The 22070-nt window shown below is 62.2% G+C and carries 18 protein-coding genes; 15 read left to right on the forward strand and 3 right to left on the reverse strand.

Features of this window, described 5'->3' with window-relative positions; genetic code table 11:
- Positions 1 to 49 precede the first annotated feature (49 nt).
- From ACM6UT_RS11970 to ACM6UT_RS11985, 4 genes are all read left to right on the forward strand, one after another.
- Positions 50 to 1321, forward strand: coding sequence for an ABC transporter substrate-binding protein (locus ACM6UT_RS11970; RefSeq protein WP_416797571.1), 1272 nt, complete (start codon positions 50 to 52; stop codon positions 1319 to 1321).
- 64 nt (positions 1322 to 1385) lie between these two features.
- On the forward strand, positions 1386 to 2267 hold the full coding sequence (locus tag ACM6UT_RS11975) for a carbohydrate ABC transporter permease (protein WP_416797572.1): 882 nt from the start codon (positions 1386 to 1388) through the stop codon (positions 2265 to 2267).
- Positions 2260 to 3108 (forward strand): carbohydrate ABC transporter permease, encoded by an 849-nt coding sequence (locus tag ACM6UT_RS11980; protein ID WP_416797573.1) that lies wholly within the window; start codon positions 2260 to 2262, stop codon positions 3106 to 3108. Before ACM6UT_RS11975 ends, ACM6UT_RS11980 begins: the two co-directional genes overlap by 8 nt.
- Before the next feature lie 2 nt (positions 3109 to 3110).
- Positions 3111 to 4172 carry an ABC transporter ATP-binding protein gene (locus tag ACM6UT_RS11985; protein ID WP_416797574.1) on the forward strand — a complete coding sequence of 354 codons (1062 nt, stop codon included), beginning with the start codon at positions 3111 to 3113 and terminating at the stop codon, positions 4170 to 4172.
- 206 nt (positions 4173 to 4378) lie between these two features.
- Here the strand turns inward: ACM6UT_RS11985 and ACM6UT_RS11990 are convergent, their stop codons facing one another.
- Both ACM6UT_RS11990 and ACM6UT_RS11995 read right to left on the reverse strand, forming a co-directional pair.
- Positions 4379 to 4618: a DUF4387 family protein gene (locus ACM6UT_RS11990; protein ID WP_416797575.1), complete on the reverse strand. Its 240-nt coding sequence runs from the start codon at positions 4616 to 4618 to the stop codon at positions 4379 to 4381.
- Between the two features lie 674 nt (positions 4619 to 5292).
- Complete coding sequence (locus tag ACM6UT_RS11995; RefSeq protein ID WP_416797576.1) at positions 5293 to 6237, reverse strand: GlxA family transcriptional regulator; 945 nt, start codon at positions 6235 to 6237, stop codon at positions 5293 to 5295.
- A 124-nt stretch (positions 6238 to 6361) separates the two neighbouring features.
- Here ACM6UT_RS11995 and ACM6UT_RS12000 point away from each other — a divergent pair, with 124 nt between their 5' ends.
- From ACM6UT_RS12000 to ACM6UT_RS12030, 7 genes are read left to right on the forward strand one after another with little or no spacing between them, the layout of a single operon-like run.
- Positions 6362 to 7249 carry a beta-keto acid cleavage family enzyme gene (locus ACM6UT_RS12000; RefSeq protein WP_416797577.1) on the forward strand — a complete coding sequence of 296 codons (888 nt, stop codon included), beginning with the start codon at positions 6362 to 6364 and terminating at the stop codon, positions 7247 to 7249.
- Positions 7250 to 7293: 44 nt separating this feature from the next.
- Complete coding sequence (locus tag ACM6UT_RS12005; protein ID WP_416797578.1) at positions 7294 to 8850, forward strand: ABC transporter substrate-binding protein; 1557 nt, start codon at positions 7294 to 7296, stop codon at positions 8848 to 8850.
- Positions 8847 to 10301 carry a carnitine 3-dehydrogenase gene (locus tag ACM6UT_RS12010; RefSeq protein WP_416797579.1) on the forward strand — a complete coding sequence of 485 codons (1455 nt, stop codon included), beginning with the start codon at positions 8847 to 8849 and terminating at the stop codon, positions 10299 to 10301. Before ACM6UT_RS12005 ends, ACM6UT_RS12010 begins: the two co-directional genes overlap by 4 nt.
- Positions 10298 to 11269 carry an ABC transporter permease gene (locus ACM6UT_RS12015; RefSeq protein ID WP_416797581.1) on the forward strand — a complete coding sequence of 324 codons (972 nt, stop codon included), beginning with the start codon at positions 10298 to 10300 and terminating at the stop codon, positions 11267 to 11269. The genes ACM6UT_RS12010 and ACM6UT_RS12015 overlap by 4 nt, the downstream gene beginning before the upstream one ends.
- A 4-nt stretch (positions 11270 to 11273) precedes the next feature.
- A complete protein-coding gene (locus tag ACM6UT_RS12020) occupies positions 11274 to 12101 on the forward strand; it encodes an ABC transporter permease (RefSeq protein WP_416797582.1) in 828 nt (275 codons plus the stop codon).
- A gap of 4 nt (positions 12102 to 12105) precedes the next feature.
- Positions 12106 to 13713 (forward strand): ABC transporter ATP-binding protein, encoded by a 1608-nt coding sequence (locus tag ACM6UT_RS12025; protein WP_416797583.1) that lies wholly within the window; start codon positions 12106 to 12108, stop codon positions 13711 to 13713.
- Entirely contained in the window at positions 13703 to 14626 is a 924-nt protein-coding gene (locus ACM6UT_RS12030) for an alpha/beta hydrolase (RefSeq protein ID WP_416797584.1), read from the forward strand. Before ACM6UT_RS12025 ends, ACM6UT_RS12030 begins: the two co-directional genes overlap by 11 nt.
- Positions 14627 to 14656: 30 nt before the next feature.
- Here ACM6UT_RS12030 and ACM6UT_RS12035 read toward each other — a convergent pair whose 3' ends face one another.
- Positions 14657 to 15106: a hemerythrin domain-containing protein gene (locus ACM6UT_RS12035; protein ID WP_416797585.1), complete on the reverse strand. Its 450-nt coding sequence runs from the start codon at positions 15104 to 15106 to the stop codon at positions 14657 to 14659.
- Positions 15107 to 15823: 717 nt separating this feature from the next.
- Between ACM6UT_RS12035 and cydD the strand changes: the two genes are divergently transcribed.
- The 4 genes from cydD (at position 15824) to cydB (ending at position 22066) form a co-directional block, all read left to right on the forward strand.
- Positions 15824 to 17521: a thiol reductant ABC exporter subunit CydD gene (gene cydD / locus ACM6UT_RS12040; protein WP_416797586.1), complete on the forward strand. Its 1698-nt coding sequence runs from the start codon at positions 15824 to 15826 to the stop codon at positions 17519 to 17521.
- A complete protein-coding gene (gene cydC / locus ACM6UT_RS12045) occupies positions 17518 to 19191 on the forward strand; it encodes a thiol reductant ABC exporter subunit CydC (protein WP_416797587.1) in 1674 nt (557 codons plus the stop codon). Before cydD ends, cydC begins: the two co-directional genes overlap by 4 nt.
- 117 nt (positions 19192 to 19308) lie before the next feature.
- The gene (locus ACM6UT_RS12050; protein ID WP_416797588.1) at positions 19309 to 20910 is read left to right on the forward strand and encodes a cytochrome ubiquinol oxidase subunit I; all 1602 of its coding nucleotides are present in this window, start codon (positions 19309 to 19311) and stop codon (positions 20908 to 20910) included.
- 4 nt (positions 20911 to 20914) lie between these two features.
- Positions 20915 to 22066, forward strand: a complete 1152-nt coding sequence (gene cydB, locus ACM6UT_RS12055) for a cytochrome d ubiquinol oxidase subunit II (RefSeq protein WP_416797589.1) — start codon at positions 20915 to 20917, stop codon at positions 22064 to 22066.
- Positions 22067 to 22070 lie beyond the last annotated feature (4 nt).

Consider the following 22070-nt stretch of genomic DNA (forward strand, 5'->3'; position numbering starts at 1 on the left):
GTTTGCGAGGATATAAGTTTAACAATCGCAAACTCTACGGGAGGTTTTCATGTTTTCCATCACGCGGCGCTCGCTCATGCTTGCAGCGCTCATGACGTCTGCGGCGGGGCTGTCCGGTCCCGCCTTCGCGCAGTCCAACGAGATTACCATCAGCCACTATTTCACGGGCGAGCTCGGCCTGAAGGCCTTCAACGAGCAGGTCGCGAAGTTCGAAGAGGCGTCCGGCATCAAGGTCAAGGAAAGCCCGGTCGGTCACGAGGATTTCAAGACGGACATTCTTGTGCGGGCGGCGGGCAACAGCCTTCCGGACGTCTTCAGTTACTGGGCCGGTGCGCGTGTCGACTTCATCGTCAAGTCCAACAGCCTGCACGCGATTGACGGCATGTGGGCGAGCGAGAACTTCGACAGCGTGGTCGCCAAGCCGATCGCCGACAGCGCAACGCTTTATGACGGCAAGCGCTTTCTCGTGCCCTTCAATTATCACTATGCCGGCATGTTCTATAACAAGAAGGTGCTTGCCGACGCCGGCATGACCACGCCGCCGGCGACCTGGGACGAGTTCATCGCGCTTTGCAAGACGCTGAAGGAAAAAGGCATAGCCCCCGTCGCGCTCGGCTCGAAGAACCGCTGGCCGGCCCAGTTCTGGTTCGACTACCTGTTGCTGCGGACGGCCGGTCCCGACTATCGCGCCAAGCTGATGGCGGGTGAGGCCTCCTATGACGACCCGCAGGTTGTGGCCGCCATGACCATGTGGAAGGAGCTTCTCGATCAGGGCTTCTTCGTCGAAAACGCCAATGCTGACGACTGGACCGACGCGGCCGACAAGGTGGCGCGCGGCGATGCGGCCATGACGCTGATGGGGACCTGGATCACCGGCTACTGGAACGGCGTCGGTCTGAAACCCGGCGAAGACTACGACTTCTTCCCGTTCCCGAAGATCAAGGACGGCATTCCGAATGCCGCCGTCGGCCCGGTCGACGGTCTGGTGATTTCCGCCAATGCCGCCAATCCCGAGGGCGCGGAGAAGTTCCTTGCCTTCATGATGTCCAACACGGATGTCCAGGCGAAGTGGGCAGAAGCGCAGGGCGCGCTGTCGGCAAACGTCAATGTCGATCCGAAGACCTATAACAGCGTCATGCAGAGCGCTGCCAAGACGGTTGCCGACGCGGAGGCCTTTGCCTTCAACTACGACCTGGCCACGACGCCGCCGGTCGCCGAGGTCGGCCTTTCCATGTTCACGCGCTTCATCGACGATCCGTCCAAGCTGGACGAGGTCTTGAAGGCCGTGGCAACGGATGCCAAGGCTGCATTCAAGCAATAAACCGGGGCAAACGGAACGAGGACCGCGGCCCAACCGGGCCGCGGTCCTTTGGAAAGGAATACCGATGGAGCGGCATAATACCTTCTGGCGCGTGGCGCTGCTGGCACCGCCATTGACGGTTTTCGCCGTCTTCGTCATCTGGCCGCTGTTGAGTTCGTTCTTCTACAGCGTGACCAACTGGAATGGCTTTGGTTCCGACTACGACTTCGTCGGCATCGACAACTTTTCCCGGATCCTCACCGACAAGCTGTTCATGAATGCGGCGATCAACACGACGATCTGGATGATTGCGGCGATCGTCGTGCCGACGCTGTGCGGGCTTGCGCTTGCGCTTCTCCTCGACGGCAAGGTGCCGGGCGGGCGCGCCTTCAAGACGGTATTCTACCTGCCGATCTGCCTCTCGGCCGTGATCGTCGGACAGATCTGGATCTGGATCTACCAGCCCGATTGGGGCCTGCTCAACACCGTCCTCTCCGGTCTCACCGGCGAAAAGATCCGCTATGCCTGGCTCGCCAAGCCGGACACGGCACTCGGATCGGTGATCCTCGCCTGGTCCTGGCAGCAGACCGGCCTTTCCATGGTGATCTATCTTGCCGGCCTGACAGCGATCCCCGACGACCTCCTGGAGGTCTGCGAGATCGAGGGCGCGAAACTGTGGCAGCGCATCATCTTCGTCGTCCTGCCATTGCTCACCCCTTCCACAGTCGTCGTCATCGCGCTTTCGGTGATCAATTCGCTGAAGGGTTTCGACATCCTTTACATCATGACCGGCGGCGGCCCGTTCAACAGTTCCGATACGCTTGCCATGCACATGTACAACGAGTCCTTCCGCAAATACCTGATGGGCTATGGCAGCGCCATTTCCGTCGTGCTGTTCCTGATCGCGCTCACCATCATCGGCATCTATTTCCGCCAGTTGAAGAAGGTGGACCGGATCTATGGCTAATTACTCCGCCGTCCGTCGTTTCAATCCGTGGCGCGGGGCGATCTTCGCCATGCTGCTGGCATTGGCGATCCTCTTCCTCCTGCCAACGCTCGGCGTGCTGCTCGCGTCGGTCAAGACGACGCGCGAAATCGCGCTCGGCAGCCTGTGGTCGTTCCCGACGAGTTTCTATCTCGGCAATTTCGTCGAGGTGCTGTCGAACCCCGCTGTGCATCGCTATTTCCTAAACACGCTCCTGGTCACGGTACCAGGCACCCTGACGTCGACAGCGCTCGGCGTTCTGGCCGGCTATGTGTTCGCCAAGCTGCCCTTTCGCGGCTCCAACATGCTGTTCCTCGTGCTCGTGGCCGGCATGTTCTTCCCGCCGCAGGTCATTCTCGTGCCGCTCTTCCGGCTGTTCAACGGTATGGGTCTGATCGATACGCTCTGGCCGGTCTTCATTGTCCACACCGCACTCGGCATCCCGATCTGCACGCTTCTGATGCGCAACTTCTTCGCGACCGTTCCGACGGCGCTGCGCGAGGCGGCAATCCTGGAAGGCGCAAGCGAGTGGCAGGTACTGACCCGCGTCGTGCTGCCGCTCAGCCTGCCGGCGCTTGCGGTGCTGGCGACCCTGCAGTTCACCTGGATCTGGAACGATTTCCTCTGGCCGTTGATCTTCACCCAGTCCGACGACAAGCGGACGATCATGATCGGCATTGTCAATCTCAAGGGTCAGTACGCCGTTGCCTGGGGCGTTCAGGGCGCTCTCTCGCTTGTGGCCAGCCTGCCCACGCTTCTCGTCTTTCTGTTTTTCCAGCGCTACTTCATCAAGGGCATGACCATGGGCGCGGTAAAGGGTTGATCATGACACAGCTTTCACTTCGCGCGATCCGCAAATCCTATGGGGCCCTGGAGGTCATCCGCGGGGTCGATCTCGATGTTCAGACAGGAGAGTTCGTCGTCTTCGTCGGTCCCTCGGGCTGTGGCAAATCGACGATGTTGCGCATGATTGCGGGCCTTGAGGACGTCACGGACGGGGCAATCGGCATTGCTGGGCGGGACGTGACCACGACCGCACCGGCCAAGCGCGAGATCGCCATGGTCTTCCAGTCCTATGCGCTTTTCCCCCACATGACGGTCGCGGAAAACATCGGGTTCGGCCTCAAGCTCTCAGGGCTCGCACAGGAAGCGATTTCCCGCCGGGTGGATGATGTCGCCAGGACCCTGCAGATCGGCCACCTTCTCGCGCGCCTTCCGCGTGAGCTCTCCGGCGGACAGCGCCAGCGCGTCGCGATCGGCCGGGCGATCATCCGCCAGCCGAAGATCTTCCTTTTCGACGAGCCGCTGTCCAATCTCGACGCGGCGCTGCGGGTCCAGATGCGGCTCGAGATCGCCCGCCTTCACGTTCGCCTCGGCGCCACGATGATCTACGTGACGCACGACCAGACAGAGGCCATGACGCTCGCCGACCGCATCGTCGTTTTCAACAAGGGCAAAATCGAGCAGGTCGGTGCGCCGATGGAGCTCTACGAGCACCCCGCGAACATGTTTGTCGCCGGCTTCATCGGTGCCCCATCGATGAACTTCCTGCCGGCTGCCCTGGAAGGCGGAGAGCTGACCATTCTCGGAACGGCCGTCACGCGTTCACGCCGCTTCAACGCTTCAGGTCCCGTCACAGCCGGCATCAGGCCCGAGCACCTGACGATCCTTTCGCCCGAGGAGGGCGGCATTCGCGGGAGGGTCGAACTGATCGAACGCCTTGGGGCGCAGACCTACGCCTATATAAACGCAGAAGGGGCGAGCGATCCGATCACACTGGCGGTTCCGAACGAATGCAACGTTGCTGCAGGCGATATCGTGGCGATGCAGCCCCTCGGCGACAGGGTCCACGTCTTCGACAAACAGGGTGTGGCACTGAAGGACTAGGAGCTCGGTCTTCACCCGGCGATCGGGAGAGGTAGTCGGTCGGCCCATCAGCGCAGCCGGACGATCACTCCACTCCGCCGTTGCCGTCTTCCCAGCGAGGCCCTCGACCACCGCTCTACGAAGCAAGCCTTGTATGAAACGGACATGCGAAGAACCTCCCGCAGCCGGACCGCGGGAGGCAGAGGTGGGCCCGGGCAGCTTCCGGATCAGGTTCCCCTGACGTCGATGTCAAGGAAGGGAGCATATTGCTGCGCCCCGAAAACGTCGGCGTCGCCGGTGCTACCGCTCGGGCGCAGGCGCAGGATCGTGAACTTGATGGCATAGGCCGGATCATATTCGACGAAATCGGTCAACCGTGCCCGATCGATGAAAAAGGCTTCTGCCGACCAAGTCGCATGAAATTCGATTCTTGTCCGTGAAAAATGATGACTGATGCGCATTTTCATGAAAAACGATAACACGCAACGCGAATAAGCCTCGTGTCAATGTCAAGAGCGGCTTTCAAAGAGGATTTCGTGTCGCGGAAATCCCGAGGAAAGCGGCAATTGTTTTCCTGACTTTTGCAACCTCGCAGAACAAAAGAGGTTCGCGATGCCAGCGATGTCTCCTGTTGGCCCATTCGGTCCCGAAACCGTCTCTCCACCAGGGATACACCTAGAGCCCGCGTCCAGTTCGTCTAGCATTCAACCTCTTTTCGGGGCCCGTGCTTCTCTCCGGGACCGGCGTTTAACCCTCCCATGAGGACTAATCTGTACAGCATCCGATGCATGGTCGACGGCGTGCCGATGCGACTTCTGCCTTCTTACTGCCGTGTCGCCTGGCAATTTTCATTGCCCCTGCCTTCAACCGGCACCAATTTCGCCACGCGCTTCATCATCGACTGAGCGGCCTCGTAGAGCGGCTTTCGCACTATCGCATTCCCGCGTAGAGAGACTTGGCTGAACCGGCTCCCTTCGTCGGACAATTCAGTACGAATGTAAGACCCAACATCCCTCCGACCGTTCGAGGATGACGAGACCTGTTGAGATATCGACCGTCGAGACATCGGTGAACGAGATGATCGCTTCAATGCCAGGCACAGTCATCCGCCTCCTGCAAACCTCGTGCAGCTTTGCCTCGGCTAGAACCGGCTTGTGGAACTCGACGTATCGCCGGCTTTCCTCTGGCGGAGCGTTTCGCCGAATTTGATGCGATAGGCACGCGCCAGGGTCGACGGCGACGAAAAACCGGTCCGGGAAGCGATTTCGTAGAGGGAAAGGTTCGTCTCAAGCGCCAGGGCGCGGGCGTGCGATAGTCTGATCTGGCGATAGTACTCTCCTGCCGGCACACCGAGATAGGTGTGAAACAGGCGGTCCATCCCGCGTGTCGAGAGCGCAACACGTTCGGCAATATCCGGCAATCTCAGTGGCTGTTCCGCCGTTTGTCGCATGGAGATGATTGCGCGTTGCAAGGCGATGGGGAGCCGCTGATCGCTCAGTCGACCGGCAAGGCCGTGTGCCGTTGCCCTCTCATCAAGGCTCTCGACGCGCCCGAACATGTTTGCAACATCGAAGCGCAGCGCTTCGTCGGCGTATGTTCCGATAAGATCGAGCGACCAGCTCAGAACGCTTTGCGCATCGCCGCACGTCACGATGTTTCCATCGACGACATAGGGCGCATCGATGACCTCAAGCTCGGGGAAATTCTCGGCGAGTTCCTGTCTCTCCATCCAGTGAATGGTTGCCCGGCGCCCGCCGAGAAGGCCCATCTGCGCGAGGAGCCATGCACCTGTATCGAGACCGCCAACCATCGGCAGGCCGCGGGCCATGCGCCTGACCGCGGCGGATGAATCGTGGTTCAGGTGATTGCGCATTCCATATCCCGCCACGAGGATCAGCGCATCGGTCGCACCCACACGGGCGAGTGGCAGATCGGCGCCGATCAGCGCGCGTGACGAGCTGGCGATCGCATCGCCGTCGAGCGAGCACAATTGCCAGGAAAACAGCCGTCGCCCTGACAAGTCTCGCGCCGCACGCAGCGGCTCGATGGCGCTTGCCAGCACCATGTTGGAGAAACCTTCAAACAACAAAAACGTCAGGTGAAATGGCGATTTTGGCGACATTTGCACAGTCTAGCGCGTTTTTTGCACATCGCGACAGAAAAATTACTGTCACACTCCGCTCGAAATTGGTCCCCTCCCGGAGTTTTTCATGAACCGCGATGTCTTCATAACCTGCGCTGTTACCGGCTCCGGACAGAGCCACACCAAATCGCACCTCGTACCGATTACGCCCGCGCAGATCGCCGACGCCTGTATCGAGGCTGCCAAGGCGGGCGCGGCCATTGCCCATGTCCATGTCCGCGACCCTAAGACAGGCGCACCGGCACGCGACCCCGCCCTTTATCGTGAAGTGGTGGAGCGCGTGCGCGCCGCAGACACGGACGTTGTCCTGAACCTCACTGCAGGCATGGGCGGCGATATCGTTCTCGGATCGGCAGAAGCACCGCTGCCTCTCTCCCCCCAGTCCGATCTCGTCGGGGCCACCGAGCGGCTCATCCATGTGGAGGAGTTGCTGCCGGAAATCTGCACGCTCGACTGCGGCACGATGAATTTCGCGGAAGCGGACTATGTGATGACCAACACACCCGGAACCTTGCGGGCGATGGCACGGCGCATTCAGGCCGCCGGCGTGCGTCCGGAGATCGAGGTTTTCGACACCGGCCACCTCTGGCTCGCCAAGGCGCTCGTTGGCGAAGGCCTGATCGATGATCCGGTGATGATCCAGCTCTGCATGGGCATTCCCTATGGCGCGCCGGCGGATTTGAACAGCCTGATGGCGATGGTCAACAACATCCCCCCGGGCTGGATCTATTCGATGTTTTCCATCGGGCGCATGCAACTGCCCTATGTCGCACAGGCGGCATTGGCCGGCGGCAATGTTCGTGTCGGGCTGGAGGACAATATCTGGCTGGAAAAGGGCGTGCTTGCACGCAACGGCGATCTGGTCGAGCGCGCGGCGACCATCCTCACGGCGATGGGTTGCCGCATCCTCGGTCCACAGGAGGTCCGCGAAAAGCTTAAACTACGCCGGCGCTAGCCGGCATCTCAACGACAACAATCATAAAGAGAGGAACAGTTGCAATGAGCACAGCACTATTTGATATGACGCGTCGCAGCCTTTTGGCCGGGGCAGCAGGTCTCGCTGCCGCCGGGCTGGTCCTGCCTCGCGGGGCAAGAGCTGCCGACCCCAAGCGCGGAGGCACCTTGCGCATCGGCCATCTCGGTGGCGCAACGTCCGACACGCTCGACCCCGCCACATTTGCGGCCGGTCCGGTCGTGACCGCGATGCTCGCGGTCTGCAACAATCTCGTGGAGATCGATGCTGAAGGTAAAGCGGTGCCGGAACTGGCTGAAAGCTTCGAGTCCGATGCGGAGGCGCGCGTCTGGACCTTCAAGCTCCGTCAGACGGCGACATTTTCCGATGGCCGCAAGCTGACCGCAAAAGACGTCATCGCCTCGTTCAACCATCATCGCGGCAAGGATACCAAGTCCGGTGCAAAGGGCTCTCTCGAGCAGTTGGCGGACATCCGCGCCGATGGCGATCACGTGGTCATCTTCGAGCTGAAATCCGGCAACGCGGATTTTGCCTATCTGACATCCGACTACCACTTCGTCATCATGCCCGCCAATGACGACGGCACGCTGAACTGGCAGTCAAAACTCGGCACCGGCGGCTATGCGCTTGCGGATTTCGAACCGGGCGTTCGCATTACGTTGAAGCGCCGGGATGATTACTGGAAGTCGGATCGCGCCTGGTTCGACGAAGCCGTCCTGTCGACCATCAACGATGCCACGGCGCGTCAGAACGCTCTGATGACGGGCGAAGTCGATGTGATCAACTCACCGGATCTCGCAACCCTTCCCCTGCTGCTGCGTCGTCCGGGGATTCAGGTCACGGAGGTAACCGGCACCGCACATTACGCCATGCCGATGTTCTGCGACGTCGCGCCCTTCAACGACCCCAATGTTCGCCTCGCGCTCAAATACGCCATCGACCGCAAGGAAGTGCTGGAAAAAGTTCTGCATGGGCATGGTCAGATTGCAAATGACAGCCCCATTGCTCCCGCCAACCGGTTTTATGCAGCTGACCTGCCCCAGCATGCCTATGATCCCGACAAGGCGAAGCACTATCTCAAGAAGGCCGGCATGGAGGCGCTGAGAGTCGAAATTGCTGCCTCGGACGCGGCTTCCGTCGGGTCGCTCGCCATGGTGCAGCTGTTTCAGCAGTCGGCGAAGGCGGCCGGGATCGACCTCGGCATCAAGCGCGAGCCCGATGACGGCTACTGGTCGAATGTCTGGCTCAAGAAACCCTTCTGCGTCAGCTACTGGAATGGACGGCCGACCGAGGACGATATGTTCAGCCTTGTCTACGCCAAGGGTGTCGACTGGAATGAAAGCCACTGGGACAACGAGCGTTTCAATTCGCTTCTGGTCAAGGCCCGCACGACGCTGGACGAAAAGCTGCGCGCAGAAATGTATCATGAGATGCAGGGTCTGGTCAGCGAGGATGGCGGTACGATCATCCCGATTTTCGTCAACTACATCGATGTATCCAACGACAAGGTTGCCCATGGCCCCGTCGCCAACAACCGTTTCTTCGATGGCTGGAAGATCGTTGAACGGTGGTGGCAGGCATGAAGATCGCAGCAATTGGCGGCGGCGTCATCGGCGGTGGCTGGATCGCTCGCTTCATTCTGGCTGGTCATGACGTCACGGTTTTCGACCCTCATCCCGAGGCCAAACGCATCGTGGGGGAGGTGATGGCCAATGCCGGCGACGCCTGGGAACGGCTCTACCAGGCGCCGCTTCCCCCGCCAGGAACGATAAGCTGGGCGGCCTCGATCGCCGAGGCGGTCTCCGATGCAGACTACATCCAGGAAAGTGTTCCCGAACGGCTGGACCTGAAGCACCGGATCATCGCCGAGATCGAGGCTGCGGCACCGCCGCAGGCGATCCTCGCCTCGTCCACATCCGGGTTCAAGCCGTCTGAATTGCGCGAGGGAGCCATACACCCCGAGCGCATGCTCGTCGCGCATCCCTTCAATCCGGTTTACCTTCTGCCGGTGGTGGAGATTGTCGGTGGCGGTGAGGCCGCACAAAGGGCATCGGCACTCCTGGAATCCGTCGGCATGAAGCCGGTGCAGATCGCCCGGGAAATCGATGCCCATATCGGCGACCGGTTGCTGGAGGCCGTCTGGCGCGAAGCCCTGTGGCTGATCAAGGACGGCATCGCCACCACCCAGGAGATCGACGACATCATCCGCTACGGTTTCGGCCTGCGCTGGGCTCAGATGGGCCTCTTCGAAACCTATCGCATCGCCGGAGGAGAGGCCGGCATGCGCCATTTCCTTGGTCAGTTCGGCCCGGCGCTCAAATGGCCCTGGACCAAGCTCATGGACGTGCCCGATCTTGATGACGACCTCGTCGATCGCATCGCGGCGCAATCCGACCTGCAATCGGGTGCCTATTCGATCCGCGAGCTGGAGCGCATCCGGGATAGCAACCTGATCGGCATCTTCCACGCGCTGAAGGCCAATGACTGGGGCGTCGGCAAGACCGTCAGCACCATGGAAAATCGCTTCTATGCGCGAGAGGGCAAGAAAGCTGCCGGCTATCCGCTCCGGCTGCACGAAGCGCGCGTGACCGGCGGCTGGCTGGACTATAACGGACACATGACCGAGTTCCGCTATCTCCAGGTCCTGGGCGATGCCACGGACGCATTCCTCATCCATATCGGGCTCGACGCAGAGTACCGCGCCGGCGGCCATTCCGCCTACACGGTCGAAACCCATATCCGGCACCTGGGCGAAGTGAAGGGGGGAATGCGGCTGATCGTGGAAACGCGGCTTCTCGGCTATGACGAGAAGCGGCTGCGCCTGCACCATGCGATCATGAACGACAGTGGAGAGACAGTCGCAACCGGAGAGCATATGCTACTCCACGTCGACACCAGGGCAAACCGCACTGTAGCAATGCCGAGGGAGTTGATGCGCGCGCTCGAAGCGATCATCGCGCAGGATCACGCGCCGCATCCCGGTCACGCGGGCGTCGGCATACGCGCCGTGAGGCTGAAGGAGGCGTCGGCATGAAAAGCGGGGGAGGGCGGCCCATTCTGCGCATGATCGTCGTGCGCCTGGGTCTCGGCCTGTTCACTCTGCTCGTGATCTCCGTCCTGATCTTTCTTGCCGTCAGCCTGCTGCCGGGCGATATCGCCCAGCAGGTTCTCGGACAATCGGCAACACCGGAAACCGTTGCCGCATTCCGGCGCGAGCTCGGCCTCGACCAACCCTTGGCGCTTCGCTACCTGACGTGGATAGGCGGTGTCTTGACCGGCGATTTCGGCCACTCGCTCGCGAATGGCCGGCCGGTGTCGGAGCTGCTTGCGGCGCGTCTTGGCAACACCTTGTTTCTGGCCGCCTACGCGGCGGCCATCGCCATACCACTGGCGGTCCTTCTGGGGCTTCTGACGGCGTTGTGGCGTGGCAGTTGGTTCGACAGGCTGGCCAACACCCTTACCCTGTCGGCGATCTCATTTCCCGAGTTCTTCATCGCCTATATCCTGATGTTCTGGCTCTCGGTCCATATGGGCTGGCTTCCGTCGATTGCCGATCCCGGTGCCGCGCCCGACCTTCTCGACATGCTGCGCCGCGCCCTGCTTCCCGCCATGACGCTGGTCCTCGTCGTCACCGCGCATATGATGCGCATGACACGGGCTGCCGTGCTGAACGTGCTGGCGGAGCCCTATATCACGATGGCGCGTCTCAAGGGTGCTTCGCGCTGGCGGACCATTACCAGGCATGCGCTCCCCAATGCCCTTGCCCCGATTTCCAATGTCATTGCGATCAACATCGCCTGGCTGATCACCGGCGTGGTCATCGTCGAGGTCGTCTTTGTCTATCCCGGTCTGGGTCAGCTGATGGTCGACAGTGTCACCAATCGCGACATGCCGGTGGTGCAGGCCTGTGCCCTGATCTTTGCCTGCGTCTATATTCTGCTCAATCTCCTGGCCGATGTGCTGGCGATCGCCACCAATCCGCGCCTCCTTCACCCGAGGTGACGTCATGGCAAGCCTCACGCGAACCATCAGAACCATGCCGGCAGGCGCCCTCATCGGCCTTTTCGTCGTCACCGTTTACATCCTCATCGCGGCGTTTGCATCGCTGATTGCGCCGCATGGCCAGGCCGAAATTGTCGGCGCGCAGTTCGAACCCTGGAGCGCAACCTATCCTCTGGGCACCGATGCGCTCGGACGTGACATGCTCTCGCGCCTCGTCTGGGGCGCGCGAAACACGGTCGGAATTGCCACGATCACGACGGTCATGGCTTTTTCGCTCGGCGCCGTGATCGGACTTCTCGCCGCCGCTCTTGGCGGCTGGTTCGATCTTGTTCTCTCGCGTCTCATCGATGTGATGATGGCCGTGCCGCCGTTGATCCTCACCTTGCTGGCGCTGTCGGCGGTCGGGCCGGGGGTCGTCAACCTGATCCTGATCGTTGCGATCCTCGATTCCACACGCGTCTTCCGTCTGGCCCGGGCGACGGCGGCAAACGTCATGGTGATGGATTATGTCGAGGCGGCGAAGCTGCGCGGCGACGGCACCGCATGGATTATAATCCGGGAAGTGCTACCCAACATCGCGGCGCCGCTCGTCGCCGAGTTCGGCCTGCGCTTCTGTTTCGTCTTCCTGACCATTTCGGCGCTCGCTTTCCTGGGCCTTGGCCTGCCGCCGCCGATGGCTGACTGGGGTGCCATGGTGCGCGACAATGCCGCGCTGATCACCTTCGGCGACATCACGCCTCTTCTGCCCGCCGCCTGCATCGCAACATTGACCGTCGCGATCAATTTCGTGGTGGACTGGATGTTGCACCGCGCCTCTGGGCTGAAAGACTGACGCCATGTTGTTGAAGATCGAGAACCTGAAGGTCGAAGCGAAGGGCGAAGCGGGATGGTCTCCGATCCTGCACGGCGTCGACCTCGAGATCGGACGCGGCGAAGTCGTCGGCCTCATCGGCGAATCCGGTGCCGGCAAGTCCACGCTCGGCCTTGCCGCGATGGGCTTTGTCCAGGCAGGCCTTCGCTTCTCCGGCGGGCGCGTCCTCTTCGAGGGCGTGGATCTTCTGCGCCTGTCGGAGCGGGAGAGATCAGCCTATCGCGGACGGCGTGTCGCCTACGTCGCACAATCGGCAGCCGCCAGCTTCAACCCGGCCTGGCGGCTCCTTGACCAGTTTTGTGAGGGCCCGGCAATCCACGGTACGGCCAGTCGGTCGGACACCGAGATATTCGCCCGCCAGCTCTATGCCAGCATGCAATTGCCCGATCCGGCAAATTTCGGGCTTCGCTTTCCCCACCAAGTCTCGGGCGGTCAGCTGCAACGTGCAATGGTCGCGATGGCCATGGCCTGCAAGCCCGACCTGATCGTCTTCGACGAGCCGACCACGGCTTTGGACGTCACCACCCAGATCGGCGTTCTGACTGCCATCCGCGAAGCCGTTGAGACATCCAGTACCGCTGCAATCTACATCACACACGATCTGGCCGTCGTTGCGCAGATGGCCGACCGCATCAAGGTCATGCGCCATGGTCTCGAGGTCGAGGAGGCTCCAACCCGGCAGATCATGGAGGCGCCGATCAAGGACTATACCCGCTCACTTTGGGCCGTGCGCGAATTCAGGCGCCCCGAGCGTCGCCTGAGAAATATGGAAGCGCCGGTCGTCAGCATCAGCAACGTGACGGCGGGCTATGGCCGGCTCGACGTGCTGCGTGACGTCGATTTTGCCATTCCCCGTGGTGCAACGGTGGCGGTCGTCGGGGAATCCGGCTCCGGCAAATCGACAACGGCCCGTGTCGTAACCGGTCTGTTGCCGCCGCGCATCGGCTCGATATCGCTGAACGGCGAGGTGCTGCCGCCGAGCCTCACTCACCGATCGCGCGAGCAATTGCGCAAGATCCAGATGATCTATCAGACGGCCGATACGGCGTTGAACCCGCGCCAGACCATTCGCCAGATCCTGTCCCGCCCGCTGCAATTCTACCTGGGGCTCAAGGGGGAGGCACGGGAACGACGCCTGTTCGAATTGATGGAGCAGATCGAGCTTCAGCCAAAACAGTTTCTCGATCGGCGGCCTGGCGAACTGTCGGGCGGGCAGAAACAGCGCATCGGCATCGCCCGGGCGCTGGCGGCCAATCCGGAAATCATCATCTGTGACGAAGTGACGAGCGCGCTCGACCAGCTTGTGGCCGAGGGGATCTTGCGCCTGCTCAGCCGCCTTCAGGATGAAACTGGCGTCTCCTACATGTTCATCACGCACGACATCGATACCGTGCGCGCCATTGCCGACGAGGTGGTGGTGATGAAGGGCGGCACGGTGCAGGACAAGGGCAGCAAGAGGGAGGTCATGGATCCGCCGCGCCACGACTACACACGCCAGTTGCTCGCCTCTGTCCCGCAGATGGATCCGGATTGGCTGAAGCGCCACATCGAGGGCATGCGGCATGATCGATGATAGCCAGGTCCTGGCCTTTATCGCCGCGACCGAAGCCAGCTATCCGCCGGAGGCAAACACAGCCGGTGCGGCTGAAAACCGTGCCTATTACGATGCCATGTGCGCGCGCTTCCGTGCACCGCGTCCGGACGGCATGATTGTGACGGATCGCCGGATCGGTGGCGTGCCGTGCAGGCTTTATGGCTCCGAGACGCCCGTCTGCATCCTTTATCTACATGGCGGCGGATTTGTCGTCGGCGGGCTCGACAGCCACGACGATGTCTGCGCGGAAATCGCCGATGCAGTCGGCTTGCAGGTCGTCTCCGTGGATTACCGCCTTGCGCCTGAACACCTTTGGCCCGCCCAGATCCAGGACGTGGAGGCGGTCTGGCGCGCGCTCGACCGGGCCGCCGTCGTGGTCGGCGACAGTGCTGGCGGTATGCTGGCCGCAGCACTTTGTCTTTCGCAGAAGGGCAAGCGGCAACCGCTTGGCCAGGTGCTGATCTATCCAGGACTTGGCGGCGAGGGCGATGCGCCGTCCTACCGAGAGAACGCCGAAGCGCCGTTGCTGCGTGCAAGCGACGTGCTTGCTTATAGGGACATTCTCTTTGGCTGCGCGCCCGTGACCGATCCGGTCGCGCGGCCCCTCATGGCCTCCGATCTGTCCGGGCTGGCCCCTGCCTTCATCGTAACGGCGGACGTCGATCCTCTGCGTGATGACGGCAAGGCCTATGCCGAACGGCTTTCAGCGGCGCGTGTGCCGGCAAGCTGGCGCAATGAACCCCAGCTGCCGCATGGCTATCTGCGTGCGCGGACCACGAGTGATCGGGCCCGCCGCAGCTTTCACGCCATCATCGCGGAGATCAGTCGGTTTGCTGTGTCCGCGGACACACGGAAAGCGGACCGGAAGTGTGAGTTCGTCCTGGAGGTTTGATCAGCGGAAAAATTGCTGCCTCCAGCGCGCCTACTTTCCAAGTCTGAGCTTCAAATAGCGGCCGACGAGGAGGGCGGCCGGGTAGAGGACTTCTTCTTCGGTGTGGGCGTGCGAGATCAGCTTCTCGGCAAAATGCGCGTACTTGGGTTTCTTCTCGACCTTCGCGGCAGCCACCAGATCGCCGAGCGCCTCCACGATCTGCTTATGCTCGGCCAGCATGCTGGGCAGCTCGGCCTCAAGCCTATCTGTTAGGGCGAGAACATCGGCCATCTCCGGCACGACAGTTCCCGACGCCAACGGCGCAAGCAGACAAAGTGGAGGTAGAGCGATCTCTTCCTCACGAACGAAATGCGGATGCAGCCGTTTCGCGACCTCCGCCGCCGCTTCACCGATACGGCCGCCTGCTCTCGTCGCGTCGAGCAGCTCCGCGTGAAGCTCGGCGTGCTCTGCTTGCAGCGGCTCAGGGATCTTGAAATCCATCGCCTACTCCTCTCAAACGCCCGGCTAGTCACTTATTTATTTATTATTTTCGCATAGAAATCACCTAGCGGTTTTGCGACAGATCAATATGGAACTGCAGCGAGTGCATTAACCTTTTGAGCCGCCTTTTTTGTCGACAACAGTTGCTTCGGCGAGTAGGGGCAGAAAGTCCGCTTCTAGATAGCGCGTCGCGAACCGACTTCCGTTGCATAAGGTGCCGGCAGGAAGGTCAGTGCATCACTTTGCGGACCGCACTAGCCATTCAAACGCAACAAGGCCGTCATTGCCCTCGACCAGATCGGACAGGCGCATCTTGTCGAGTGATGCATAAAAGGCCTCCACCGCGTCGTGAATGGCATTGCGTAACCAGCAGCTGTCGACCAGGGGGCGGGTGATGGTGGGGTTGAAACACTCTGCGAAGGGAAGATCGGCGTCGATAATCCGAGAGACGGCACCGACGTTAATCTCCGAGAGGGATGCAAATCGGCGATGCCCAGCTTGCGTATGGTGACATGCGCATTGAAGGCGCAGAACATCAAGGCCCTGATTGCCGGATGGGTCCGGATGGCGAGTGTTGTATTACACCAATTCCCCTTCCGCTGGCATGCTCGCCTGGCACTCCATTTGCCGCAGCGCGACAATTTGGAATTTGATCATGATCAGCTACGCCGGTAGTCTGCCGCGAGAACGCATCCTAGACCTCCCTTTAGGCGCGCCTTGTCCAGAACCGAGAAGATCAAGAGCGACCCCGCCCGCGGGCGGCTGATGCAAATGGCGCGCCGCGATAGCGGTGCCATGGCGACAGCCAGCAGTCTGTCTGTTCTGGCGGCCTTGCTCTGGCTGCCGCAGGCATGGCTGGTCAGTCAGTTCCTGGCGCCATTGGTCGAGGGGAGAACGCCGGGCCTGGGCCCGGTCGTCACCACTGGCGCCTTCATTGCTCTCGGGCTTATGCGTCACCTCCTCGACGCTCTGGCGGGGCGGCGGGCTTTTGGTATCGGGCAACGACTGATCGAGCGGGAGCGGATCGACCTCGTCGAACGGGAGAGCCTCGCGTCGCCCCTTGCGGGCAGCAGCCAGACGTCGGCGGCTCTCGCGACCTTGCTTGCCGGCAAGCTCGACGCCCTGCTGCCATGGGCAAGCCGCTATCGTCTCGCCGCGGTCAAGGTCGCGACGGTCCCTGCCGTCATCCTGGTCGTCACCGCGTCGATGTCCTGGCTCGCCGGCGTGGTGCTTCTCGTCGCCGGACCGTTGATCCCGGTGTTCATGGCGCTGATTGGGATCGCGGCAAGGCAGGCGAGCGAGAAACAGATGGCCGCCACCGGCACCCTCAATTCCACGCTGCTCGAATGGCTGAATGCCGCATCGGACATCCGCCTGCTGAACGCCGAGGCATTGACTGTCGAACGCTTCCGCCAGTCGGCCGAGACATTGCGGGCGAAGACCATGGGGGTTTTGAGGATCGCCTTCCTTTCCTCGACCGTCCTGGAACTCTTCTCGGCGATCGGCATTGCGCTGGTCGCCGTCTATGTCGGTTTCGCGCTGCTCGGAACCTTTACGTTCGGTGCCTACGAAACGCCTCTGACGGTGGCGGAAGGTATCCTCATCCTGTTGCTGGCTCCCGACTTCTTCCAGCCGTTGCGCGATCTTGCCGCCGCCTGGCACGACAAGGCCGCTGCACTGGCAGTCGCGGGCGAGCTCGCCGAGCGCGAAATCAATCCGCGCCCGCGCATCCTCGGACGCGGAGCAAGAGCCGACAGCCGTCTCGCGGGTGCGTTGACGATCGCAACCAGGGGGCTCCGTTACGAGGCAGGCGGACGGGAGATAGCCTTCCCCGACATTGAGATCATGCCGGGCGAGAAGGTGGCGATCTGCGGCCCGAGCGGGGCCGGCAAGACGACCTTCATCGGCCTGCTTTGCGGACTCGCGCGCCCATCCTCAGGCCGCGTCGAGATCGGCGGGCATCTGCTCGATGACGATCTGGCTGATGCGTGGAGAGGCATGACCGGTTTCGTTGGCCAGCATCCGCATATGCTGAACGCAAGCCTGCGCGCCAACGTCGCCTTGGCAGGTGACCGGATCGACAGAGACCGGTTCGATGCCGCGCTCGCCGACGCGGCTGCCGATGGTGTCGTGGCCGCCCTGGCCCGGGGCGCCGACACCCGTCTCGGCGAAAACGGCAGCGGCGTTTCGGGCGGGGAGGCCCGTCGTCTGACGATCGCCCGTGCCGTCTATGCGGACGCAAAGGTGATCTTCGCCGACGAGCCGACTGCCGACCTCGACACCGCGACGGCCGGCCGGATCGCCGAAGCGCTGGAAAACATCGGCCGGCAGGGTGCGACGCTCGTGATTGCGACCCATGATCCGCGTCTCATCGCCCGGTTCGACCGAGTGATTACCCTGGAGGCCGGAAGATGACGGCACTAATCAGGGTTTTTCGGCGCGTCTGGCGAGATCGCATGGGCTCTCTCGCCGTCGGCATCCTGCTTTCCGTCTGCGTGCTCGCAGCCGGTCTGGCGCTACTTGGTCTCTCCGGCTGGTTCATCACTGCCGCCGGCATGGCGGGGCTGGCCGGCGCCGGACTGACCTTCGATGTGTTCCGGCCGAGTGCCGGCGTGCGCTTTCTCGCGCTTGGACGTGCGGTCGCTCGTTACGGCGAGAGGCTTGCGACGCACGATGCCACCCTCAAGGGGCTTGCCGATCTGCGTGTGGCCCTGCTGGAGGCCATGCTCCGCAAGCCGGCCATTCTTCTGTCCCGTCTGCGTGGCTCCGAGCGGCTCAACCACCTGACGATCGATGTCGACGCCCTTGACGGCGTCGCGTTGCGGCTCGTGATGCCGGCGGTCGCGGCGGCATTTGTGCTTGCCGCCACCTTCTTCCTGATCGACCGGCTCGTCCTCTCGTCGGTCGCCGTTCTCGAGATCGGTAGCTATCTCGTCGGTCTGGCCGCCGCGCTGATCGTCGGGGCACGCGCTTCGCGAAAGCCTTCCCGGCTCGGGCAGCGATCGGCGCAAGCCTTGCGCATGCGTTTCATCGACATGATGCGCGGCCGCACCGAGCTCGCAGTCAGCGGCCGTCTGGAGGACTATCGCCGATCCGTCCTCGATGCCCATCGCCGGATGCAGCATGCGCAATCGCGGATCGATGTGGTCGAGCGGACGTCGACACTGCTTCTCGGTTTCGCGGGCAGCGTCGCGGCTGGCGGCGCACTGCTCGTCGGTGGTCTGGCTGCGGGGCAGGGACGCATCGATCCGGCGAGCGCGGCGCTGGGTTTCTTTGTGGCACTCGCGCTGGTGGAGACCGCAGCCCCGCTTGCGCGCGGCATCGCCGAGCTTGGCAAGATGACGCAAGCGGCGCGGCGGATCGAGGCCCAGTTCGCGGGGGCGCCCCGGGCAGTGCCGCGAGAACCGGCGTCGTCGCCGGTCGTCTCCAGCGACTCGGCGGTACTTTCAGGCCACGAACTGGTCTATCGCCGGGGGAACCGCGCGCTTTTCGAAGGTCTGGATTTCTCCGTCGGCCGCGGCGAGACGCTGGCGCTCGTCGGCGAAAGCGGCTCTGGAAAGACCACTCTTCTCAACATCATCCGTGGCCTCGTCGAACCCACGGAAGGTACCGTTAGTCTGGAGGGTCGGCCGATAGCCGCCTGCGGGGAGGCGGAGCGCGCGGGCTTTATCGGCTACCTGCCGCAACGCGCCGCACTCGTCAGTGGCGCGATCGCCGACAATCTGCGCCTTGCGGCGCCCGCGGCCGGTGATGACATGCTTTGGGAGAGCCTGCGGATCGCCTGCCTCGACGAGGTCGTGACTGCCAAAGGTGGGCTGCGGTATCCGCTCGGCGAGGGCGGGCAGGGTCTTTCGGGCGGCGAAAGGCGCCGCCTCGCACTCGCCCGGATGCTGCTGCGCCGGCCCTCGATCATCCTTCTGGACGAGCCGACCGAAGGGTTGGACGTCGAGACCGCGTGCGATATACTTGCACGGCTGCGTTCGGCATTTCCGCGGGCCGCGATAGTGGTCGCTGCCCATCGTGCGGAGGAACGTGCCTGGGCCGATCGCCAGCTTGAAATCGGTCCTCCGAATCCACTTCGATAGCAGCGGTCCGGCCGATAAACGACGTTGATCCACCTCATGGACGGTACCGCTCGGATCACACATATCATGCCTACCATGCTTCTGAGCTGAATGTTCTAGTCAACCGAGAGCAAGATCATGGAAATCGACGTAGTCGAGCTGTCACGCCTGCAATTTGCGATGACGGCAATGTACCACTTCCTCTTCGTCCCCCTCACACTCGGCCTTTCCATCATCGTCGCGATTATGGAAACGGTCTATGTGATGACGAACCGTCCGATCTGGCGACAGATGACGAAGTTCTGGGGAACGCTGTTCGGCATCAACTTCGTGCTGGGGGTCTCCACCGGCATCACCATGGAATTCCAGTTCGGCATGAACTGGAGCTATTACAGCCACTATGTCGGTGACATCTTCGGTGCGCCGCTGGCGGTCGAAGGGCTGATGGCCTTCTTCCTCGAGGCGACCTTCGTGGGACTGTTCTTCTTTGGCTGGGACAAACTCTCCAAGCGTGCCCACCTGGTCGTCACCTGGCTTGTAGCCATCGGTTCGAACCTTTCCGCTCTCTGGATCCTCATCGCCAATGGCTGGATGCAGAACCCCGTCGGCGCTGAGTTCAACCCGATGTCGATGCGGATGGAAATGACCTCCTTCTTCGATGTTGTCTTCAACCAGGTCGCGCAGGCGAAATTCGTCCACACCGTCTCCGCCGGCTATGTCACCGCCTCGGTCTTCGTGCTCGGCGTATCCGCATGGTACTTGCTGAAGGGGCGTCACACGGACCTTGCCCGCCGGTCGATCGCGGTTGCGGCCTCCTTCGGCCTCGCCTCGGCACTCTCCGTCGTCGTTCTCGGCGATGAATCCGGTTATTCGGTCACCCATGACCAGAAGATGAAGCTCGCGGCCATTGAAGGCATGTGGGAAACCCAGCCGGCGCCGGCATCCTTCACGCTCGTCGGCATTCCCGACCAGGCAGCGCGCGAAACCCATTACGCCCTCCACATCCCCTATGTGATGGGCCTGATCGGCACGCGCTCGCTGACCGGTGAAATCCCCGGCATCTCCGAGCTCGTGCAGCAGGCGGAAGATCGTATCCGTTCCGGTCAGATCGCCTATGACGCGCTGATGACCTACCGCGCCGAAAAGGGTGTGGTTTCGGATGAAGTCCGTACGACCTTCGAAGAGCACAGCAAGGATCTCGGCTTCGCCCTGCTCTTGAAGCGCTACGTAGACGATCCGCGCCAGGCGAGCGACGACCAGATCAAGATGGCGGCCAACGACACCGTGCCGACGGTCTGGCCGCTCTTCTGGGCCTTCCGCCTGATGGTCGCCCTCGGCTTCTCCTTCATCGCGGTCATGGCTTGGTTCTTCTGGATGGCGTCCTTCCGCAGGATGCAGTTCCCGCGTGTCGCCTTGTGGCTCGCGGTCATCATCATCCCGACGCCGTGGATTGCCGCGGAGCTCGGCTGGTTCGTCGCTGAATTCGGCCGCCAGCCCTGGACCGTCGACGGTGTGCTGCCGACGGCGCTCTCCGCCTCGCATCTCTCGGTGACGGAGCTTTCGATCACGCTCGCAGGCTTCGTGCTGTTCTACACCGTGCTCTTCGTCATCGAGATGGGCCTGATGCTGAAATACATCCGCAAGGGACCCTACCTCGACGTGCCGGAAACGGATCAGTGGCAGAGACGACACCGCGATCGGCTGACAAGCTCGTCGGCTCTCACCCAACCTGCGGAGTAAGATCATGATCCTCTATCAACTCCTCGACTTCGAACTGCTACGCGTCATGTGGTGGGTGCTGCTGGGCGTGCTGCTCGGAGGCTTCGCGATCACCGACGGCTTTGACATGGGGGTCGGCGCCCTCCTGCCCTTCGTCGGCAGGACCGACCCGGAGCGGCGTGTGGCCATCAACACCATTGGCCCGGTCTGGGAAGGCAACCAGGTCTGGTTCATCCTCGGCGGCGGGGCGATCTTCGCGGCCTGGCCACCTCTTTATGCCGTCAGTTTTTCCGGCTTCTATCTCGCCATGTTCGCCGTGCTTGCGGCGCTCATCCTGCGGCCGGTCGGCTTCAAATACCGGTCGAAGCGTGACAGCGCGACCTGGCGGTCGGCGTGGGACTGGGCGCTGTTCGTCGGCGGCGCGGTGCCGGCCCTGATCTTCGGGGTTGCCATGGGCAACGTGCTTCAGGGCGTGCCGTTCCGCTTCAACGAGGACCTGATGATCTTCTACGAAGGGTCCTTCTTCGGTCTGCTCAACCCCTTCGCGCTGCTTGCGGGCCTCGTATCGCTGGCGATGCTCGTCATGCACGGTGCCGCCTGGCTCCAGCTCAAGACCGAGGGTCCAGTGCGGGAGCGTGCCCGCATGTACGGCTCCGTCGCCGCGGTCGTGACGATTGTCGCCTATGCGGCCGCCGGCGCCTGGATGACGTCGGGGATCGCCGGTTACGCAACCGTTGGCGTCCCCGTCACCGATGGCCCGTCCAACCCGCTGCTCGGCGAGGTCGCGCGTTCGCCGTCGTGGTTTGCGGCCTACGCTGTGAGGCCGTGGATTGCGGTTGCTCCGGTTCTGGGATTTGCCGGCGCGATCCTCGTGTATCTCGGCTTCCGGGCCGGTCGCGAGGTGTCAACGCTGCTGTTCTCGAAACTTTCGATCGCCGGCATCATCGCCTCGGTCGGCCTGACGATGTTCCCGTTCATCCTGCCGTCCTCGCTCGATCCGAAGTCGTCGCTGACGGTCTGGAATTCGTCGTCGTCGCACCAGACTCTCTTCGTCATGCTGGTGATGGCCGTGATCTTCGTGCCGATCATCCTTGCCTATACCGCATGGGTCTACAAGGTCCTGTGGGGCAAGGTGACCGAAGCGGACGTGACCGAAAACAGCAGCACCGTCTACTGAGGGA

It is taken from the genome of Ciceribacter azotifigens, assembly GCF_048159625.1.
Taxonomy (GTDB): domain Bacteria; phylum Pseudomonadota; class Alphaproteobacteria; order Rhizobiales; family Rhizobiaceae; genus Allorhizobium; species Allorhizobium azotifigens.

Coding starts and splice junctions, on each gene's coding strand:
- ACM6UT_RS11970 (WP_416797571.1), top strand. CDS start 50: ATGTTTTCCATCACGCGGCGCTCGCTCATGCTTGCAGCGCTCATGACG.
- ACM6UT_RS11975 (WP_416797572.1), top strand. CDS start 1,386: ATGGAGCGGCATAATACCTTCTGGCGCGTGGCGCTGCTGGCACCGCCA.
- ACM6UT_RS11980 (WP_416797573.1), top strand. CDS start 2,260: ATGGCTAATTACTCCGCCGTCCGTCGTTTCAATCCGTGGCGCGGGGCG.
- ACM6UT_RS11985 (WP_416797574.1), top strand. CDS start 3,111: ATGACACAGCTTTCACTTCGCGCGATCCGCAAATCCTATGGGGCCCTG.
- ACM6UT_RS11990 (WP_416797575.1), bottom strand. CDS start 4,618: ATGAAAATGCGCATCAGTCATCATTTTTCACGGACAAGAATCGAATTT.
- ACM6UT_RS12000 (WP_416797577.1), top strand. CDS start 6,362: ATGAACCGCGATGTCTTCATAACCTGCGCTGTTACCGGCTCCGGACAG.
- ACM6UT_RS12005 (WP_416797578.1), top strand. CDS start 7,294: ATGAGCACAGCACTATTTGATATGACGCGTCGCAGCCTTTTGGCCGGG.
- ACM6UT_RS12010 (WP_416797579.1), top strand. CDS start 8,847: ATGAAGATCGCAGCAATTGGCGGCGGCGTCATCGGCGGTGGCTGGATC.
- ACM6UT_RS12015 (WP_416797581.1), top strand. CDS start 10,298: ATGAAAAGCGGGGGAGGGCGGCCCATTCTGCGCATGATCGTCGTGCGC.
- ACM6UT_RS12020 (WP_416797582.1), top strand. CDS start 11,274: ATGGCAAGCCTCACGCGAACCATCAGAACCATGCCGGCAGGCGCCCTC.
- ACM6UT_RS12025 (WP_416797583.1), top strand. CDS start 12,106: ATGTTGTTGAAGATCGAGAACCTGAAGGTCGAAGCGAAGGGCGAAGCG.
- ACM6UT_RS12030 (WP_416797584.1), top strand. CDS start 13,703: ATGATCGATGATAGCCAGGTCCTGGCCTTTATCGCCGCGACCGAAGCC.
- ACM6UT_RS12035 (WP_416797585.1), bottom strand. CDS start 15,106: ATGGATTTCAAGATCCCTGAGCCGCTGCAAGCAGAGCACGCCGAGCTT.
- cydC (WP_416797587.1), top strand. CDS start 17,518: ATGACGGCACTAATCAGGGTTTTTCGGCGCGTCTGGCGAGATCGCATG.
- ACM6UT_RS12050 (WP_416797588.1), top strand. CDS start 19,309: ATGGAAATCGACGTAGTCGAGCTGTCACGCCTGCAATTTGCGATGACG.
- cydB (WP_416797589.1), top strand. CDS start 20,915: ATGATCCTCTATCAACTCCTCGACTTCGAACTGCTACGCGTCATGTGG.